The following is a 19,257-nucleotide window of genomic DNA, read 5'->3' as shown; positions in this document are numbered from 1 at the left end:
GGGCGTTATCGATCTGCGGCTCCGCCGCGTGGGCGCGACCAGCCACGACGCACCCGCAGCCGACGTACTGCCGCCACCGCGGATCCCATCGACAACCTGGAGCCGCCCGCGAAGGGCGCCCCGGCTCCGGCGACCGCCCCGAGCACCGCCCCCGCCGGAACGGCGTACCGCAGCGGGTTGGCCGGGTCGGCCGGCGTGTTGCCCGCAGCGGTCGTCTGAAGTGCCTTGCCGCCGTCGAACGACGCCGACGCACTCGGCGAGGCACTGGTGCCGGCGCCGTCGGCCCCGGTCCCGGTGCCCGTGCCGCCGACCGCGCCCGTCCCCCCGGTGTCCCCGGCGGAGCCGGGCGCCCCGCCGCCGGAGGTGTCCGTGCCGCCGCCGTCGGCCGAGCCGCTGCCCGCCGGGGCCGGTCCCGTGTAGTGGAGCAGCGCGTTCGCCGCCTTGTCGGCCTGGGTGCGCAGCTTCTGGGAGAGCGGGGCGTAGCCGAGGGGCAGCCTGCCCGGGTCGGAGCCGGAGGTCTGGCCGGTGGCGGCCGCGTAGTGCAGCAGGGCGGCGTAGTCCTCGCGGGCGGCCTTGGACACCTTGCCGGGGCGCACCGCCGCGTAGACCAGCTGGGCCAGCGGGTAGGCGTCCTTCGCGGTGGCGTTCGCCGGGGTGATCTCGGCGACACCGGAGCCGGCGGCGGTCGCGGCGGCCGCGGTCAGGCCCGCCGTCGTCGGGGCGACGAACTTGCCCGCGCCGTTCTCCAGTTCGGCGGTCTGCAGCCCGTACCGGGCGGCGGAGGCCACGTCCGTCACCGTGATCACGAAGCGCGAGCCGACCGTCTGCGGACCGACGCTCTTGTACGTCGGCGGACTGGCCAGCAGGTCCCAGCTGGACTTCCAGAGGGTGTCCGCGCGCCGGGTGTGCAGGGCGCCGGCGTGCATGTCGTCCACGTAGGGGTGGAAGTCGGTCATGCACTGCGGCTTGTCGTCGGGCGCGCCCGAGCCGGGCGGGACCGTGCACCAGGGGTCGTTCTTCGGGTACTCGTCGGTGTTCGACGGGTCGAAGGCGGCGCCGGACGGGTTCAGGTCCGCGTTGGTGCTGTAGTACGGGTTCACCCGCATCCCGTCGTCGTCGGGGACCCCGGCGAGGAACTGCCGTGCGTCCTTGTCGGCGGCGATGTACTGCCAGAGCGCGCGGGCGGTGTCGGTGTGGCCCAGCGAGGTCATCAGGTCGGTGTCGGTGGCCGGCGTCTCGGCGACCGAGAGTTCGGCGAACTCGGGGTTCAGGGCGATGAACTCCGGGTCGGTGACGAGACCCGCCGGGTTGTTCCTCGCCCAGCCGTACCCCTTGGCCACCCCGCTGTTGAGCACCGAGCCCCAGGTGGAGTTGCGGTACGACTCGGTGAGCAGTTTGGCGAGCAGCCGGGGATTGAGCCTGATCGACTCGACCTTGGTGCCCGCGAGCTTCTGGACGCTGTCCGGTGCCGTGGATCTGGGTCTGCGCTCGATCGTGAACCCGATGACGGCGCCGCTGAGCGCGACCGGCGCGTAGGTCGTCGTACCCGGTGGCGCGGAGGTGCCCGGGTCGGCGCCGAGCCTGCGGGTGGTGAAGGCGAGGCCGCTGGAGCCGTCCGAGATGAGCCGGGCCCGGGTGTTGGGCTCGCCGTACTCGGTGTAGCTGTAGACCTTGCCCTGCGCGCACAGGGTGGCCTGCCAGCTGGTCATCGCGTCGGCCACCAGCTCGCTGCCGGTGGTGGGACGTTCGTCGGCACCGAGGGCGCAGTTGGTGCCCACGCTGTTGAAGTCCAGCCGGACGGCGACGCGGTTCTTCCAGTTGGTCGAGGAGACCGGGGAACCCGCGTTGACGTGGCTCTGGTCCGCGTACGGCTTGCCGTCCAGGTCCAGGCTGCCCTGCGGGACGATCACCAGCCAGCACGAGCGGGGCCTGGTGACGCCGCCCGTGGTGACCGGCACGCCGCAGCCGAGGTGCGGGGCCTCGTTGGCGGTCTGGACCTCGAAGTACTCCTGGCCGCTGCCGTCGGCGCTGGTGCGGGCGAAGTCGACCTCGTTGGTGGTGTTGTGGTTGAAGAGCGGGTTGTTCTGGGTGCCCCTGGTGATCGTGGTGCCGTCCACCGACTTGAAGGGGACCTCGCCGGGAGCGTTCGGGTTGGCGGCGCCGTACCGGTCGTCCTGGCCGTAGTTGGTCGGGTCGGCGCTGTAGAAGATCTGCCGGGTGTCGTCCTGACCGTTGCCGGGCCAGCCGCCGCGGTCCGTGGTGGGGGAGGCGCCGAACTGGCACTGGGTGCGCGACGGGCCGGGGTTGCCGGGGACCGTACCGTCGTCGTCGCCCCAGCACTGCATGATCTGCACGAAGCCGGTGTCGAACTGGGAGCCCGCGAAGGTGGTCGGGGCGCCGCCGGTCCAGCTCACCGAGACGGCCTGGCTGGTGAGGTGGGTGGTCTGGCTGACGGTGAACTTCATGTCCTTGAACTCACCGCGCCCGGACACGGTCACGGCGGATCCGGCACCGCTCGCCGCGGTGGCGGACGGCGCCGCCTGGGCCACGGCGAGCCCGGCGAGGGCGCCGACGGTGGCGCCGGCGAGGAGCCGGACGAGGGCGTTCCCGATGCGCCGTCTCATCGTGCGCTCCCGTCGCCCGTGGAGCCCTCGCCCTTGCCGCCGCCCACCAGCCGGGAGACCAGCGAGGGCAGCAGGAGCAGGCCGAAGACCAGGACCGCGGCCAGCAGCATCAGGGTCTGGGTGGCGGTCCAGCCGTGTCCGGTGGCCACGGCGACCGGCTGGGCGAGGGCGACGGTGCCGCCGGCCGTACCGCCGGCCGAGCCGGTGCCGCCGCCGGCCGCGGTGCTGCCGTCCGGGGAGATGGTCTGGCCGGTGTCGGGGTCGACCGAGGGCCGGGCGCCGGCTCCCCCGGCGGAACCGCCGCCTGCCGTGCCCGTGCCCGTGCCGGCTCCGGTGCCGGCCGTACCGCCGGAGCCGCTGCCGCCGGAGGTGCCGCCGCTGTTGCCGCCGGAGCCGGTCTTCGTGCCGCCGGTGCCCGTGGTGCAGGGCGCGGCGCCCTTCTTGTCACAGGCCGCGGGGTAGGGCGCGGTCTGCGCCAGCTTGTTCTGGCCGGTCGTGGTGAAGGTCGGGTTGTTGCAGTTCTTGATGTTGATGTTCTGCGTCTGCACGCCCGGGATCCGGCGGATCTGGTCGAACCCGGCCTGGACGAGGTTGATCGGCAGTGGTGAGTAGCCGAGTTTCGGCGCCTGTTGCTGGCCCTGGCACATGAAGTAGTAGGAGAAGGCGCCGAGCGTCTTGCCCTTGTCCTTGGTGAAGGTGCCCTGCACCTTCAGCGGCAGGATCATGTACGAGTAGCTGGACAGCGGGTAGTTGCGCCGGTCGGTGTCGTTGTAGACGCCGTCGAGCTGCTGGGTGAGGTAGTCCGCCGAGTTCCTGTTGGTGTTGATCTTCGCCTTGAGCAGCGAGACCGCCACGTTCGACGGGGTCGGCTCGGTGTAGTAGCCCGCGTGGTTCAGGACCTTCGCGACGGGATACCGCGCGTTGATGGCGTACGAGTAGTTGACGTACCCGATCGCGCCCTCGCCGTAGTTCTGCGCGACGTAACCGGCGACGCCGAGGTCACCGGACTGGGCGATCATGCCGGAGACGGTCGGGTAGTACGACGTCTCCCCGCACGCTCCCGAGCGGCCGACCTTCGCGCAGTAGGCGTTCCACAGCGACCGGTGCTGGTTCGCCATCCACAGCGTGAACTGGGCGGTGGAGCCGGAGCCGTCGGAGCGGACCACCGGGACGATCGTGCGGTGCGGGAGCTGGAGGCCGGGGTTGTCGGCCTTGATCACCGGGTCGTCCCAGGTCTTGACGACCCCGGTGAAGATCTTGGTGACCACGTCCCCGGAGAGCCGGAGGTTGGTGACCCGCTTGCCGTTGACGGTGAGGTGGTACATGAACACCGTGCCGCCGGCCACGATCGGCATGTAGGCGTAGGAGCCGGACGCGGGGCGTTCGGCGGCGCTGCCGTCGGTGGGGTTCGTCTGGAACGGGATGTCGGAGACAGCGAAGTCCACGGTGCCGGAGAGGAACTGGCGGCGGCCGTCGGAGGAACCGGTACCGGCGTAACTGATCCGCATGCCGTACTGGTTGACGGCGCGACGCCATTCGTCGACGGCGTTCTCGGCCCAGGTGGAGCCGGCGCCGGCGATGGGGGTGTAGGAGTCGGCGGAAGCGGTTTGCGTGACGCCGAGGACGGTGAGGGGGCTGAGGATGCCTATGAGTGCGGCCAGGATGCCCAGCCGTCTCAGGGCGTTGATGACTTGGCTGGACATCAGTGCGCGTCTCCTGTGGAGGACGGGGGCTGTTCGCCGTCTGTGGGTGCGGGTGCGTTGTGGCTGGTCGCGCAGTTCCCCGCGCCCCCAAGCAGGGAGTTGCTCTCGCCGGTGTCGGAAGCGGGGGCGGGCTCGAACAAATCGAGGCCCGGGGTGTGGAGTTCGGTGAATCTCTGGGCGTCCCTGCGTGAGGCCCTTGCCGCCCGCCTCGCCTGGCGCTTGTTCTGGTGGCCCGGGCCGCGGCCGCCGATCACGCGGGCGATCACGAAGAGCACCAGGACCAGCGCCATCAGGACCGCCGCCGCGCCGAAGCCGCGCGCGATCATCGTGGGCTCGGGGGACTTGACGAAGTTGAAGACGGCCAGCGGGAGGGAGATCATCGGGCCGTTCGTCGGGTCGGCGTTGAGCGCCGCCGTGAAGCCCGCGGTGAGCAGCACCGGGGATGTCTCGCCGATGCCGCGCGCCGTGCCGAGGATGACGGCGGTCGCGAGGCCCGAGCGGGCGGTGGGCAGGACCACGTGCCAGACCGTGCGCCAGCGGGGTGCGCCGAGCGCCTCGGACGCCTCGGTGAGGGTGCCCGGCACCAGCCGCAGCACCACGTCCGCCGCGCGGATCACGATCGGGAGCATCATCACGCTGATCGCGAAGCCCGCCGCCAGACCCGACTTCTGCATGCCGAGGTTGAGGATCCAGACGGCGTACACCATCAGACCGGCCACGATGGAGGGCAGCGCGGTCATCGCCTCGACGATCGTGCGGACGAAGCGGGAGAATCGGCCCGGGATCTGGTTCAGGTACACCGCGCAGGCCAGGCCCAGCGGCACCGTGATCGCCAGCGCGATGGCGATCATGATGAGCGTGCCGAGCATGGCGTGCGCGATGCCGCCGTGGGTCAGCGGGTCGAGCGGGCCCGCCGCCTGCATGTCCTGGGTGAAGAAGTTGGCGTGCGGCAGGGCCTCCCGGCCCCGCCACGCGGTGAAGCCGACGACCAGGGTGAGCGCGGCGAACATCAGCCCGCCCGCCGACCACAGGACGACGGTCATCACCCGGTCCCGTACCGCCTGCCCGTCCTCCTCCAGCCCTGTCAGCACCGCGTAGATACCGAGGAACGAGAGGTACGCGGTGACGAAGAAGCCCAACGCGCCCGAGAACGGCGCCAGTTCACCGAAGAGCAGGACGGCGACGCACAGCCCGGAGGCGGCGGCGCCGAACACCGACAGCACCCCGGAGCGGGTGACCCCGCCGATCCGGCGCGGTACGTCGGGGCCCGCGGCGGCCACGGCCGGCCCGGCGGGGGTGCCCTCGGCGGCCTCTCCGGGGGCGTCCTGGGGAGCGTCCCGCGGGGTGTCCTCGGGAGCGCCCTTCTCAAGGTCAACGACGGTCATCGTCATGCCTCGCTCTGTGCGCCGGACCGTGACCGCGCCACGATCGAGGAGGCGGTGAAGTTGACCGCCAGGGTGAGCAGGAACAGCGCCAGGCCCGCGGCCATCAGCGCCGACATGCCGAAGGTGGAGGCATCGCCGTAGTGCAGGGCGATGAGGGAGGAGACGGAGTTCGAGCCGGTCTGCAGGATGTGCGGCTGGATCGTGAAGACCGGGGAGATGATCAGGTAGACCGCGATGGTCTCGCCGAGCGCCCGGCCGAGGCCCAGCATGGTGCCGCCGATGATCCCGCCCATGCCGTACGGCAGTACGACCGCGCGGATCATGCCCCAGCGGGTGGCGCCGAGGGCGTAGGCGCCCTCCCGCTCACCGGCCGGTGCCTGCGCGAACACCTCGCGCATCACCGAGCACTGGATCGGCGCGACCATCAGCGCCACGACGATGCCGGCGACGAAGGTGGAAGCGGTGTAGACGCTCTGGGAGGCGAGCGGTTCACCCGGCTGGGTGCCGTCGACGTGCAGGAAGGGGATCCAGCCGAACCAGTCCGACAGCCACCGGGACACCCCGATGACGTGCTGCTGGAGGAAGAACAGGCCCCACAGGCCGTAGACCACGGACGGCACGGCGGCCATCAGGTCGACCATGGAGACGAGCGTGCGGCGCAGCGGCCGGGGCGCGATGTCCGAGATGAACAGGGCGGTCCCGAGGGCCAGCGGCACGCTGATCGTGACGGCCACGGCGGCGATGAGCAGGGTGCCGGTCAGCACGGCCGCGATGCCGAAGCGATGGACGTCGGGCTGCCATTCGGCGGTGGTGAGGAAGCCCCAGACACCCCTGGTCCGCAGCGCCTGTGCGGCCCGGAGCAGCAGGAACAGTCCTACGGCGGCCATGATGGCGAGGACGATGACCCCGGAGGCCGTCAACTGGACCCGGAAGACCCGGTCCCCGAGTCCACGGGCGGGCGACGGCCGCCTGGGCACGGGTCTTTCGGATTCCGCCCCGGCGGAACCCTTGAGCGCGGACACCACTGTGCCCCCCTATACGGAAACGGTTCTCCCCATGCGGCTCCGAAGCGGGGTGCCGCGCCCGAGAGTCAATGGCCGGTTCCTTGCGCACCAACGCGTCGTACGTGGAGGGCAGGTGAACTGTTCATGCCGTTTCAGTGGGGGAGATGTGGGTGCCCGTGGACTGGGGGGTCGGGCGGGGCCCGTGCACTGGAGGGTCGGGCGGGGTGGGACGCGCGGAACCCCTTCCGGACCGCCGCGTGCGGGGGTTCAGCCGCGGGCCGCGCGGTTCAGGGCGTCCCTGGCGGCCTGCTCTCCCTGCCCCAGCAGCGCCTTCTCCAGGCTGTGGTCGGCGCGCCGGGAGAAGCGTTCGCCCTCGGCCACGTCCTCCTTGCTCAGCACCCGCCCGCACCACTCGCCCTGGTCGCCGGTGTGGTCGTCGAAGGGCACGGCGCCGCCCTCGCCGAGAACGGCCCAGCCGCCCTCGTGCCAGCGCAGGGCGAGCAGGTAGGTGTGGCCGACCTGGAGGCGGGGTGCGTCGGTGGCCATCTCGGCCACGCGGGTCCCACTGGACCGGGGGACCTCCCAGCCGGGGGCGACCATGTCGAAGGAGGCGCCGAGGGTGTGCCGGGGCGAGCTGCGCGACCACAGCCTGCTGTCCGTCCTGAAGCTCACCAGCCGGTCCGTCGCGTACGCCACGGTCCCCTTGGCGTACGTCCGCCGGTTGGTCTCCCGCTCCGCGGTCGGGCTGGCGACGACGACGTGGTCGGCGTACGACACCCAGTCCTTCGCGGTCTGTGAGGGATACAGGTCCCCCGAGGTCCCGCACCCCACGACCGTCTCCAGTCCCGGCCTGCCGACCAGCACCCCCGCGACGATCCCGACGGCGGCCAGCAGCGCGGCGACGGGCCGCGCCGGCAGGCGCCGAGGCATGCCGAAACGTTCCCCCATGAAGAAAGCCCCCCGTGTCCCCGGTATCCCCGGTGTATCCCCTGTGTCCCCCGGACGTGCGGCTGCGGGGGCGGCGGAGACGGTCAGATCTCCAGGCCGTGTTGATCACTGTAGGTACGGCCGAACGAAAGCGGACAAGGATCACCAGGCCCCGGCACAGAACTGTGACGAGGCCGTAGGGCACCGTGACGAGGGGGTTGGGTGGCTCGGCGGCGACGGGGGCGGGGGCGGGGGCGGTCGGGCAACCCGGCAAACCCGGCAACCCGGCAAACCAGCAGCCCGGCAGCCTGGCGACCCAGCAGCCCGGCAACCCAGCAGCCTGGCGCGGCAACCCGTTTCGGTGATCGTGCCGGTCGGGCGCGTACCCCTGTGCCCGCTCCCGGTGGCCCGGGTATAGCGTCGCGCAGTGGACCCGACGTGACCCGTTTCGTCCCGGAGTTGAAGGAGCGTGGACCCGTGACCGTGAGCCGGATGGCCGAGCTGACCGCCGGCCGGCTGCTGACGTCATGGCAGCTGGACGTACCCGCGCTGTCGCTGGTCCTGGTCCTGGGCGGCCTGTACGGCTGGGGCGTGCTGCGGGTGCGCGGCCGGGGCGGGGACTGGTCCCCGGCCCGGACCGCCGCCTTCGCGTTCCTCGGCCTGGGCACGCTCGTCGTGGCGACGATGTCGAGTCTCGCCGTCTACGACCGCGTGCTGTTCTGGCCCGCGGCCGTGCAGAACATCCTGCTCGACCTGGTGGTCCCGCTCGGCCTCGCCCTGGGCGACCCGCTGCGGCTCGCGGTGGCGGCGCTGCCCGCGGACGCGGCGGCCAGGGTGCGCCGGGCGACGACCGGGCGGGTGCTCCGGCTGCTGACCTTCCCCCTGGTCAGCACGGCGCTGGTGCTTGCCACCGAGCTGACGGTCTACTTCACGCCGTACTTCGCCACCGCGCTGCGGGTGGGCTGGCTGCACGAGCTGATGTACCTGCACCTGCTGGTGGCGGGCTGCCTCTTCGTCGTACCGGTGCTGACCCGGGAGGAGACCCTGCCGGCCTGGTGCAGCCACCCGGTGCGGGCGGCCCTGGTCTTCCTGGACGGGGTGATCGACGCGGTGCCCGGGGTCGTCGTGATGACCCACGGCACGCTGATCGCGGGTGCCTGGTACCTCCACCACCATCCGGCCTGGGCCCCCGACGTCCAGTACGACCAGCAGGTCGGCGGCGGCGCGATGGTGAGCATCGCCGAGCTGGTCGCGCTGCCGTTCCTGCTGACGATCCTGTTCCAGTGGGCGCGGGCGGAACGGATCCAGACGGCGGCCCTGGACCGACGGCTGGACGAACAGCTGGCGGCGACCACGCCACCGACACCGCCGTCGGTCCCCACATCAGCGTCCGCAGCTGCCTCCGCTGCCGTCCCGGCTCCCGCCCCGGCCGCGGAGCGGGTCCGCCCCTGGTGGGAGACGGAGGAGAACGAGGTGGCCGCCCGGATCCGCCGCCAGCACGGCGAACCGTGACGACGGAGTGACCTGACGGGGGAGAGGGCTGAGGAGGGGGGCGCTTCTCTCGCTGACTCCCCGCCACCCAGCCCCACCAGTCCCGTCCTGTCAGTCCCGGCAGTCCGCCACTCCTGTCGGTCCGCCACTCCTGTCACTCGCCACTCCTACCGGTCCCGTCACCCCGCCACTCCTGTCAGGTGCCGTCAGTCCCGTCGGTACCGTCCCGTCGGTCCTGTTCCCACGCAGGCAGTTGCACCCTTCGGCACGTCTACGTTCCGTACTCCTGAACGCGGGGGAGAGCATCAAGGGCGCTCTCCGAGTACTTCGGTCACTCGGACTCGGGATTCACGCTACGGACGCACACGCGCCTACTGCCGTCGAGCGAGACCCGCATCCGCAAGGCGATCGACGACGCCTTCACGGAAACGGAAACCGAGGAGCAAGACGGCGCCGACCCGCCCTGAGACTGATGACCCGCCTCGTGTAGGCGGTGTGAGAAGTGCACAGTGAGTAGGTCAGATCTGGCCTAGGTCAATTTCCACCGGGAAGGGGGCCGCTGCCTTGACGAAACCGGTGAACACGTCTCCGTCCCTGTAGGTCTTCGTCGCGGGGTCGAGAACGTAGGTGTACACGAGCGGGACGCCCGTCGGGGCCTGCTCGATCCGCCAGTAGAAGCCGATGCCTGCCTTGGCGTACTGGTCGACCTTCACGATCCGGTCGGTGGTCTCCGAGCCCGGCGACACCACCTCCGCGACAAGCAGCACGTGCTCGGGGCGGGTGGGGATGACGTCGATCGTGTCTGCGCGGTACACGACGACGTCCGGGCGGCGATTGGTGAGCGGGAGGTCCTGAAGCCGGACGTCGAAGTCCGTGTCGGCATTCCACTCCGGGCCCGCGGCGGCGTCCAGGGCGTTCGCCAGAATCCGGGCCAGCCGATTGTGCCGCTTGGACGCACTCGGGCTCACGACGACCATCCCGTCCACGATCTCGATACCGGCGCACTGCTCCTCGGACCAGGACTCGTACTCCTCCGCCGTGATCTGCTCATGCATCCACGCCGGGGCCACCATCTCGGCCGTCATGAAGCACCTCCCGGACACTGTGCTGCGGGCCCGATCCCGCTGGGTTCAGAGTACTGTCCGCCACCCGTCCGGCACGCTGTTCTCGCTCACGCCCGAAGGCCTCCTGGCCGCCCTCGCCCCGACGCTCGCCCAAGCAGTACATGCCGTTTCGACGAACGCGTGTCCGATCGCGGACGGAACGCAGCACGGCATGAACGTGCAGGTCACAGCCGACCCGAGAGGCCGCCTTCTGTGGGCCTCACCAGCTCCGGCCGGAGCCGTGCACGACAATGGAAAAGGCTCAACGTGCCCTGGCCGCCTGACGGCTCCCCTCCGGCACCAAAAAAGGCGAGGCCCGAAGACCTCGCCCGGGACCATCGAAACCGCAGGTCAGGGCCACACCAAGCAGTACGGCTGGTGTCCCGCCTCATGCAACCGGTGTGAGAAGTCCTGCCACTCGTGCAGCAGCTGGTACACGTTGAACGCGTCCCTCGGGCCGCCCCGGTCCGGGACCGTCGACCAGATGAAGGCCGCCGCGCCCACCGCTTCCTCGCCTATGCCGCGCAGCGGGTCGACCACCGTCATGGGGAGCTTGACCACGGCGTAGTCCGGGTGCAGGACGACCAGTTCGAGCGGCGGCACCTTGTGCAGAGGCACACCTTCGATGCCCGTCAGCACCATCGCGGCCATCGTCTCCGGCTTGATCTTGGTGAACATGCCGTTCATGCCGAGCTCGTCGCCGCCGAGTTCCTCGGGGCGCATCGAGATCGGGACGCGGGCCGCGGTCGCGCCGTCCGGTGCGCCGAAGTATTTGTACGTCACCCCCACCCGACCACCATTCCTGCTCCCGGTCTCGGGACGGTCGATTCCGCGATCGATCCGCCGGGCCCTCTGGTCCCACTGATCGATACGTCGGTCACGCCGATCGGACTCACTCGGTACGCCGCCCTGTTCCCGACGTGCTGCTTCCGCCGCTTCCTCCGCGTCGCGCCGGTGCCTTCCCTGCCGGGCACGCCGAGGACCCAGGTCGTCAGTCCCCTCGCCCAGTCCGCCACCGCGATGCATATCTCCACCCGACTGCTTTTCTAGGACGCGTGGCCCCCGCCGCGCAACCCGATCATCGTGTCAGTGACCTCCCCCACGGCCGCCCGCCGAAACGTGCGTCGAAACATCAGTCCGCAGGATCTTTACAGCCTCCGGCCAGCTGCGTGCCGGATGAGCTGGGTGTATCGGATCACAGTCTCGCAGATGCCCCGACCACTACGGGAAGAACGCCGACCTCCGCCTACCCTGAGAAGGTCACCCAGCAACCGGAGTCCGAGAAGTCGGAGAAGTCGCACGTCATGAGTGCCCAGAGCGAAACTCCCTATCCCTACGACGCGCCCGTCTCGCAGGCGCTCTTCGACCGTGCCTCCGCCGTCACGCCCGGGGGCGTGAACTCGCCGGTGCGCGCCTTCCGTGCCGTCGGCGGCACGCCCCGTTTCATGGTGTCCGGCAAGGGGGCCTACCTCACCGACGCCGACGGGCGCGAGTACGTCGACCTGGTGTGCTCCTGGGGGCCGATGATCCTCGGCCACTCGCACCACGAGGTCATCGCCGCCGTCCAGGAGGCCGTCGCCCGCGGTACCTCCTTCGGCACGCCCGGTGAGGGCGAGGTCGCCCTCGCGGAGGAGATGGTCGCCCGGATCCAGCCCCTCGAGCAGGTGCGGCTCGTCAGCAGCGGCACCGAGGCCACCATGAGCGCCATCCGGCTCGCCCGTGGCTTCACCCGCCGCACCAAGGTGATCAAGTTCGCCGGGTGCTACCACGGGCATGTCGACTCGCTGCTCGCCGCGGCGGGCAGCGGCGTCGCGACCTTCGCGCTGCCCGACACCCCGGGTGTCACCGGGGCGCAGGCCGGCGACACCATCGTGCTGCCGTACAACGACCTCGAGGCCGTGCAGGAGGCCTTCCACCGGCACCCCGGTGAGATCGCCTGCGTGATCACCGAGGCCTCGCCCGGGAACATGGGCGTCGTGCCGCCGGGGCCCGGGTTCAACCAGGGGCTCAAGGACGCCTGCGCCAGGAACGGCGCGCTCTTCATCTCCGACGAGGTCATGACCGGGTTCCGGACCAGCCGGGCCGGGTGGTTCGGGATCGACGGGGTGGTGCCCGACCTGATGACCTTCGGCAAGGTGATGGGCGGCGGGTTCCCCGCGGCCGCGTTCGGCGGCCGGGCGGACGTCATGGCGCACCTCGCGCCCGCGGGCCCCGTCTACCAGGCCGGCACCCTTTCCGGGAACCCCGTCGCCACCGCCGCCGGACTCGCCCAGCTGCGGCTGCTCGACGACGCGGCCTACGACAAGGTCAACGCCGTCTCCGCGCAGATCCAGGGGCTCGTGAGCGAGGCGCTGAGCAAGGAGGGCGTCGCGCACCAGGTGCAGACCGCCTCCAACATGTTCTCCGTCTTCTTCACCAACCGGCCGGTGCGCGACTACGAGGACGCCCGAGGCCAGGAGTCCTTCCGGTTCACGGCGTTCTTCCACTCCCTCCTCTCCGACGGCGTCTACCTGCCGCCGTCGTCCTTCGAGTCCTGGTTCGTCTCCACGGCCCACGACGAGCGGGCCATCCAGAAGATCGCCGACGCCCTCCCGGCGGCGGCCCGAGCGGCCGCGGAGGCCACGGCAGCATGAGCGAGCAGAGAGAGCAGGACATCACCGTCGTGCACGTGATGCGGCACGGCGAGGTGGAGAACCCGCAGGGGGTGCTCTACGGGAGGCTTCCCGGCTACCACCTCTCCGAGCTCGGGCGGCAGATGGCCGACCGGGTGGCCGAGCACCTGGCCGGCCGGGACGTCACCCATGTCGTCGCCTCCCCGCTGGAGCGCGCGCAGGAGACCGCGACCCCGATCGCCAAGGCGCACGGGCTCGGCCTGGGCACCGACGAGCGGCTGATCGAGGCCGAGAACATCTTCCAGGGCAAGACCTTCGGGGTCGGCGACGGGGCGCTGAAGAACCCCGCCAACTGGAAGTACCTGGTCAACCCGTTCAAGCCGTCCTGGGGCGAGCCGTACGTCGAGCAGGTCGTGCGGATGAAGGGCGCGCTGGACTCGGCCCGGGACCAGGCACGCGGCCACGAGGCGGTGCTGGTCAGCCATCAGCTGCCGATCTGGATCCTGCGGTCGTACGTGGAGAAGCGCCGGCTGTGGCACGACCCGCGCAAGCGGCAGTGCACCCTGGCGTCCCTGACGACTTTCACATACGAGGGTGACAGGATCATCTCCGTCGGGTACAGCGAGCCCGCGATCGACCTGGTGCCGGTCCACCTGCGTGCCGGTGCCAAGCCGGTGCAGGGACAGGGCAAGGCGTTCGGGGCATAGAGCGTCAGAAATCTCCGCGCCAAGCCCTGCTCCGCGCCCCGTCGAACCCGCTTCATGAAATTAGTCTGAAAATATGAGGTTCCTTCAGGAACCTCCCCGTTCGTCCCGCCCTCTGAGTGGGTGACCACCAGAGGACGTGACGAATCGGGGAACCATGCGGACCTTCACCCGAAGGGGACTACTCGGCGTCGGCGCGGGCGCCGCGGCCGGACTCGGCCTCGCCGGCTGCGGCACGCACACACCGTCGGACGGTACGAACCACGCCGGCGGTTCCGCCAGGCAGCCCTCGAAGAAGCCGACCGCGACCGCCCGCCCCCTCGGCGACGGCTCCACCTCCCGCACCGGCAAGCAGCCCCACCAGCCCGCCGCCCCCGAGCCGCTGGAGCCCGGCCAGACCCCGCCGCAGTTCGTGATCTTCTCCTGGGACGGCGCCGGCGAGGTCGGCAACGGCCTGTTCCCGCGCTTCCTCGACCTGGCGAAGGAACACGGCGCGTCCATGACCTTCTTCCTCTCGGGGCTCTACCTCCTCCCCGAGTCGAAGAAGCGGCTCTACGACCCGCCGAACAACCCCCGCGGCGCCTCCGACATCGGCTACCTCACCGACGAGCACATCAGGGCGACGCTCACCAACGTCCACCGCGCCTGGCTCGAAGGGCACGAGATAGGCACCCACTTCAACGGCCACTTCTGCTCCGGCCACGGCACCGTCGGCAACTGGACGCCCCAGCAGTGGCGCAGCGAGATAGACCAGGCGAAGGCGTTCGTGAAGGAGTGGCGGACCAACACCGGCTGGACGGACCTGCCCGCGCTCCCCTTCGACTACGACAAGGAGCTGGTCGGCGGTCGTACGCCCTGCCTCCTCGGCCAGAACAACCTGCTGCCCACCGCCCGCGAGCTCGGCTGGCGTTACGACGCCTCCTCGCCCGGCGGCCGCCAGGTCTGGCCCGAGAAGAAGCTCGGCATCTGGGACCTGCCGCTCCAGCAGGTGCCGTTCCCCGGCCACAGCTTCGAGGTCCTGTCCATGGACTACAACATGCTCGCCAACCAGTCGGTGAACTCGACCAAGGCCCCGGCCTACAACTACCCGGGCTGGCGCCGCCAGTCGGCCCAGGCGTACATAGCGGGATTCGAGCGGGCATACACGACAAACAGGGCACCGTTCTTCATAGGCAACCACTTCGAGCAGTGGAACGGCGGCATCTACATGGACTCCGTGGAGGAGGCCTTCAAACACATCGCCCGGGAGAAGGAGAAGGGCGCCGACGTGCGGATGGTCTCCTTCCGGCAGTTCGTGGACTGGATCGACGTGCAGAAGCCCGAGGTCCTCGCGAAGCTGCGCACCCTCGACGTCGGGCAGCGTCCGGCGGGCGGCTGGAAGGGCTTCCTCAAGCAGGGGACCGCGGCCTGAAAAGGGCCTTTCGCGGACCAAGGGGGGTGCGCAAGATCCCCAGAAGGGGCATGCGAAACTTTTCACATGAGTACCCGTAGCCGCGCCCTCCTGCTCGGCGCCATGGCCGCCGTGACGGCCCTGACCCTGTCCGCGTGCGGCAACGGCGGCACTTCCGGCGGAGGCGGCAACACCAACTTCGTCACCGGCAAGAACGGCATCGACACGGTCGCGAAGGGGCACCGCGCGGCCGCCCCCGACCTGTCCGGCAAGACCATCGACGGCAGCACGCTGGACGTCGCGAGCTACAAGGGCAAGGTCGTCGTCATCAACGTGTGGGGCTCCTGGTGCAGCCCGTGCCGCGCCGAGGCGCCCTACTTCGCCTCCGTCTCCAAGGAGTACGCGAGCAAGGGCGTCCAGTTCGTCGGCATCAACACCCGCGACACCAGCACCGGTTCCGCGGTCGCCTTCGAGAAGCAGAACGGCATCGACTACCCGAGTCTGTACGACCCGACGGGCAAGCTGATGCTCCGCTTCAAGAAGGGCACGCTCAACCCGCAGGCCATCCCCTCCACCCTGGTACTCGACCGGCAGGGAAACGTCGCGGCGCGCTCGCTGGCGGCGCTCAGCGAGGAGAACCTGCTGAAGATGATCAAGCCGGTCGTCGCGGAGAAGTGACGTGAGCGCACTCCTCACGCTCGCGGCGGAGACGGGCAAGAACGAGACGGTGTTCAGCGGTGCCCTGCTGATCGCCCTGCCGGTCGCCCTGTTCGGCGGGCTCGTCTCCTTCTTCTCCCCGTGTGTGCTGCCCCTGGTCCCCGGCTACCTGTCCTACGTCACCGGGGTCGCCGGAACCGACCTGGCAGAGGCCCGGCGCGGCCGGATGGTGGCAGGCGCCTCCCTCTTCGTGCTCGGCTTCACCGCCGTGTTCGTGTCCGGCGGAGCACTGTTCGGCTACTTCGGCCAGACCCTCCAGGAGCAGTCCGGCACCCTCGGCAAGGTGCTCGGTGTCCTCATGATCGTCATGGGGGTGTTCTTCATGGGTCTGATGCCCTGGTTCACCCAGCGCGAGTTCCGCTTCCACAAGCGGCCGGTGACCGGTCTGATAGGGGCACCGGTACTCGGCGCGCTGTTCGGGATCGGCTGGACCCCCTGCATCGGCCCGACCCTGGCGTCCGTCACCGCTCTCTCCTTCAACCAGGCGAGCGCGGGACGCGGCGCCATCCTGACGGTCGCCTACTGCCTGGGGCTCGGCGTGCCCTTCGTGGTGGCCGCGATCGCCTTCCGCAAGGCGCTCGGTGCCTTCGGCTGGGTCAAGCGCCACTATGTCTGGGTGATGCGCATCGGCGGCACGATGATGATCGTGACCGGTGTGCTGCTGCTGACCGGGGCCTGGGACAGCCTCGTCCAGGAGATGCAGGGCTGGTCCGACGGCTTCACTGTGGGGATCTGATCGATGAGCAACACCGACACCGAGCACACCGAGCACACCGGCGGCACCGAGCCGGACCAGACGGACCTCGGCGAGGCGGGCTCCCAGCTCTCCACCGCCCCGGTCGAGCCACCCGCCGCCCCCGGCCTCGGCCTGCTCGGCTGGGCCCGCTGGTTCTGGCGGCAGCTGACCTCCATGCGGGTCGCCCTGCTGCTGCTCCTGCTGCTGTCACTGGGCGCCATCCCCGGCTCGCTGATCCCGCAGACCGGCGCCGACATCAACAAGGTCGCCGACTTCCAGAAGGCGCACAAGACACTGGCGCCGGTCTACGACAAGCTCGGCCTCTTCCACGTCTACAGCTCGGTGTGGTTCTCCGCGATCTACATCCTGCTGTTCGTCTCCCTGGTCGGCTGCATCATCCCGCGCGCCTGGCAGTTCGTGGGCCAGCTGCGCGGCCGTCCGCCGGGCGCCCCGAAGCGGCTGAACCGGCTCCCCGCGTACACGACCTGGCGCACGGACGCGGCGCCGGAGGAGGTCCGGGAGGACGCGCTCGCCCTGCTGAAGAAGCGGCGCTTCCGCTCGCACATCGCCGGGGACGCGGTCGCCGCCGAGAAGGGCTACGTCCGCGAGTTCGGCAACCTCGTCTTCCACATCGCGCTGATCGTGCTGCTGATCGCCTTCGCGTCCGGCCAGATGTACAAGTCGGACGGCACCAAGCTGGTCGTGGAGGGCGGCGGGTTCGCCAACTCGATCCTCCAGTACGACGACTTCAAGTCCGGTTCGATGTTCAGCACCGACGACCTGGTGCCGTTCAGCTTCGACCTGAAGAACTTCACCGCCGGCTACCAGACCAGCGGCCCCAGCAAGGGCACCCCGACCACCTTCAGCGCCGACATCAAGTACATCGACGGCGCGTACGGCAAGGCGAAGCGGACCACCGTCAAGGTGAACCAGCCGCTGCACATCGACGACGCCAAGGTCTACCTCGTCAGCCACGGCTACGCGCCCGTCATCACGGTCCGCGACGGCAAGGGCGACGTCGTCTACCACGACGCGGTGCCGCTGCTCCCGCTCGACGGCAACATCACCTCCCAGGGCGTGCTCAAGGTGATGGACGGCTACAAGAACGCGCGGAACGTCAGCGAGCAGCTGGGCATCTCCCTGTTCTTCCTGCCCACCTACGGCGGCGGCTCCTCCGTCCTTTCGACCTTCCCGGCGCTGGACAACCCGGTGCTGAACCTGACGCCGTACCACGGTGACCTCGGGGTCGACTCGGGCATCCCGCAGAGCGTGTACCAGCTGGACAAGTCCCACATGAAGGAGTTCAAGGACTCCAAGGGGGCGCAGCTCCGCGACAACCTCAAGCCCGGCCAGACCATGCAGCTGCCGAACGGCGCCGGTTCCGTGACGTTCGAGAAGGGCGTCAAGGAATGGGCGGGCTTCGAGATCGTCCAGGAGCCCGGCAGCGGCTGGGCGCTCGGCGGCGCCCTCGCCGCGATCTTCGGCCTGGCCGCCTCGCTGTTCATCCAGCGCCGCCGCGTGTGGGTGCGCGCGGTGCCCGGCCCCGACGGCGTCACCGTCGTCGAGATGGGCGGCCTGGGCCGCAGCGAGTCCGCGAAGGTGCCCGAGGAACTGGGCGACCTCGCGGGCATCCTCTACGACCAGGCACCAGGGGCCCCCGCCCCCGGCGACACCACCGACGCCGACCCCGCAGAATCCCCCGACCCCGAAGTCGTACCTGCCGAAGGGGCTGAGAAGCGATGACTTCCGCCGCCGCAACGACCCTCGCCGCGACCAACGAGCACCTGGCGAGTATGAGCAACACGCTCATCTACTCCTCGATGGCCGTCTACACGCTGGCCTTCTTCGCCTACATCTTCGAGTGGCTGCTCGGCAGCCGCAGCCGGGTCGCGCGCACCGCCAACGCGCTGACGAGCGAGACGGCGGCGAAGCGGACCGGCCCCGCCGTCACGGTCAAGAAGGCCGGCGGCACCGCCGTGCTGGAACGCCCGAAGGTCGTCGTCCGCGCCGCGGCCGGCTCCCGGGACGTCCCGGACGGCCCCGGCGCCCACGGCGGTGACGAGCAGGGCGACCTCTACGGCCGGATCGCGATCTCCCTCACGGTCCTCGCCTTCCTGGTGGAGCTGGCGGGCGTGGTCACCCGGGCGGCCTCCGTGCAGCGGGCCCCCTGGGGCAACATGTACGAGTTCAACATCACGTTCTCCACGGTCGCGGTCGCCGTCTACCTGACCCTCCTCGCCCTGAAGAAGAACGTCCGCTGGCTCGGCCTCTTCCTGATCACCACGGTCCTCCTCGACCTCGGCCTCGCGGTCACCGTCCTCTACACGGCGAGCGAGCCGCTGGTCCCGGCCCTGCACTCGTACTGGCTCTACATCCACGTCTCGACGGCCATCTTCTGCGGCGCCGTCTTCTACGTGGGCGCGGTCGCCACGATCCTGTACCTCTTCAAGGACGCGTACGAGAACAAGCTGGAGAACGGCGGCAAGCCCGGCAGCTTCGCGACCTCGGTCCTGGAGCGCCTGCCCGCCTCCGCGTCCCTCGACAAGTTCGCGTACCGCGTCAACGCGGCGGTCTTCCCCCTCTGGACCTTCACGATCATCGCGGGCGCGATCTGGGCGGGCAGCGCCTGGGGCCGCTACTGGAACTGGGACCCCAAGGAGACCTGGTCCTTCATCACCTGGGTCGCCTACGCCTGCTACCTGCACGCCCGCGCCACCGCCGGCTGGAAGGGCCGCAAGGCCGCCTACCTGGCGATGATCGCCTTCGGCTGCTGGCTGTTCAACTACTACGGTGTCAACATCTTCGTGACCGGCAAGCACTCGTACGCGGGCGTCTGAACCGCCGAGGGGCGACACTGGTCC

At 70.2% G+C, this 19,257-nt stretch carries 15 protein-coding genes and 2 pseudogenes; 10 read left to right on the top strand and 7 right to left on the bottom strand.

The window, feature by feature from the left end:
- Positions 1-5: 5 nt before the first annotated feature.
- The 5 genes from MB828_RS03995 to MB828_RS03975 all read right to left on the bottom strand — a co-directional run bounded on the left by MB828_RS03995 (position 6) and on the right by MB828_RS03975 (position 7,646).
- Entirely contained in the window at positions 6-2,624 is a 2,619-nt protein-coding gene (locus MB828_RS03995; RefSeq protein WP_301646934.1) for a hypothetical protein, read from the bottom strand.
- Entirely contained in the window at positions 2,621-4,327 is a 1,707-nt protein-coding gene (locus MB828_RS03990; protein ID WP_301646933.1) for a phosphate ABC transporter substrate-binding protein PstS, read from the bottom strand. The genes MB828_RS03995 and MB828_RS03990 overlap by 4 nt, the downstream gene beginning before the upstream one ends.
- Complete coding sequence (gene pstA, locus MB828_RS03985) at positions 4,327-5,718, bottom strand: phosphate ABC transporter permease PstA (protein ID WP_301646932.1); 1,392 nt, start codon at positions 5,716-5,718, stop codon at positions 4,327-4,329. The genes MB828_RS03990 and pstA overlap by 1 nt, the downstream gene beginning before the upstream one ends.
- A complete protein-coding gene (pstC, locus tag MB828_RS03980) occupies positions 5,715-6,689 on the bottom strand; it encodes a phosphate ABC transporter permease subunit PstC (RefSeq protein WP_046734141.1) in 975 nt (324 codons plus the stop codon). The genes pstA and pstC overlap by 4 nt, the downstream gene beginning before the upstream one ends.
- A gap of 294 nt (positions 6,690-6,983) precedes the next feature.
- Positions 6,984-7,646, bottom strand: coding sequence for a hypothetical protein (locus tag MB828_RS03975; protein WP_301646931.1), 663 nt, complete (start codon positions 7,644-7,646; stop codon positions 6,984-6,986).
- 489 nt (positions 7,647-8,135) lie between these two features.
- Here MB828_RS03975 and MB828_RS03970 point away from each other — a divergent pair, with 489 nt between their 5' ends.
- Together MB828_RS03970 and MB828_RS03965 are read left to right on the top strand one after the other, a co-directional pair.
- Positions 8,136-9,155: a cytochrome c oxidase assembly protein gene (locus tag MB828_RS03970; RefSeq protein WP_301646950.1), complete on the top strand. Its 1,020-nt coding sequence runs from the start codon at positions 8,136-8,138 to the stop codon at positions 9,153-9,155.
- Positions 9,156-9,382: 227 nt separating this feature from the next.
- Positions 9,383-9,601 (top strand): annotated as a pseudogene (locus tag MB828_RS03965) (site-specific integrase); the annotation flags it as partial.
- 51 nt (positions 9,602-9,652) lie between these two features.
- Here MB828_RS03965 and MB828_RS03960 read toward each other — a convergent pair.
- Positions 9,653-10,219: a Uma2 family endonuclease gene (locus MB828_RS03960; RefSeq protein ID WP_301646930.1), complete on the bottom strand. Its 567-nt coding sequence runs from the start codon at positions 10,217-10,219 to the stop codon at positions 9,653-9,655.
- Positions 10,220-10,319: 100 nt separating this feature from the next.
- Here MB828_RS03960 and MB828_RS46800 point away from each other — a divergent pair.
- Positions 10,320-10,487, top strand: a pseudogene (locus MB828_RS46800) (IS5/IS1182 family transposase); the annotation flags it as partial.
- 101 nt (positions 10,488-10,588) lie between these two features.
- On the opposite strand, the gene MB828_RS03950 reads toward MB828_RS46800, so the two are convergent.
- Positions 10,589-11,263, bottom strand: a complete 675-nt coding sequence (locus MB828_RS03950; protein WP_207920912.1) for a hypothetical protein — start codon at positions 11,261-11,263, stop codon at positions 10,589-10,591.
- A 278-nt stretch (positions 11,264-11,541) separates the two neighbouring features.
- Here MB828_RS03950 and hemL point away from each other — a divergent pair, with 278 nt between their 5' ends.
- From hemL to ccsB, 7 genes are all read left to right on the top strand, one after another.
- On the top strand, positions 11,542-12,870 hold the full coding sequence (hemL, locus tag MB828_RS03945) for a glutamate-1-semialdehyde 2,1-aminomutase (protein WP_301646929.1): 1,329 nt from the start codon (positions 11,542-11,544) through the stop codon (positions 12,868-12,870).
- Entirely contained in the window at positions 12,867-13,556 is a 690-nt protein-coding gene (locus tag MB828_RS03940; protein WP_301646928.1) for a histidine phosphatase family protein, read from the top strand. Before hemL ends, MB828_RS03940 begins: the two co-directional genes overlap by 4 nt.
- Before the next feature lie 154 nt (positions 13,557-13,710).
- Positions 13,711-14,964 carry a hypothetical protein gene (locus MB828_RS03935; protein WP_301646927.1) on the top strand — a complete coding sequence of 418 codons (1,254 nt, stop codon included), beginning with the start codon at positions 13,711-13,713 and terminating at the stop codon, positions 14,962-14,964.
- Between the two features lie 66 nt (positions 14,965-15,030).
- The gene (locus tag MB828_RS03930; protein WP_207920911.1) at positions 15,031-15,621 is read left to right on the top strand and encodes a TlpA family protein disulfide reductase; all 591 of its coding nucleotides are present in this window, start codon (positions 15,031-15,033) and stop codon (positions 15,619-15,621) included.
- A gap of 1 nt (position 15,622) precedes the next feature.
- Positions 15,623-16,396 carry a cytochrome c biogenesis CcdA family protein gene (locus MB828_RS03925; protein ID WP_046726521.1) on the top strand — a complete coding sequence of 258 codons (774 nt, stop codon included), beginning with the start codon at positions 15,623-15,625 and terminating at the stop codon, positions 16,394-16,396.
- A 3-nt stretch (positions 16,397-16,399) separates the two neighbouring features.
- The gene (gene resB, locus MB828_RS03920; RefSeq protein ID WP_301646926.1) at positions 16,400-18,139 is read left to right on the top strand and encodes a cytochrome c biogenesis protein ResB; all 1,740 of its coding nucleotides are present in this window, start codon (positions 16,400-16,402) and stop codon (positions 18,137-18,139) included.
- A complete protein-coding gene (gene ccsB, locus MB828_RS03915; protein WP_301646925.1) occupies positions 18,136-19,233 on the top strand; it encodes a c-type cytochrome biogenesis protein CcsB in 1,098 nt (365 codons plus the stop codon). Before resB ends, ccsB begins: the two co-directional genes overlap by 4 nt.
- Positions 19,234-19,257 lie beyond the last annotated feature (24 nt).

Source organism: Streptomyces arenae, assembly GCF_022343545.1.
In the GTDB taxonomy this organism is placed as follows: domain Bacteria; phylum Actinomycetota; class Actinomycetes; order Streptomycetales; family Streptomycetaceae; genus Streptomyces; species Streptomyces humi.
This window is presented reverse-complemented; position numbering and strand designations above follow the sequence as displayed.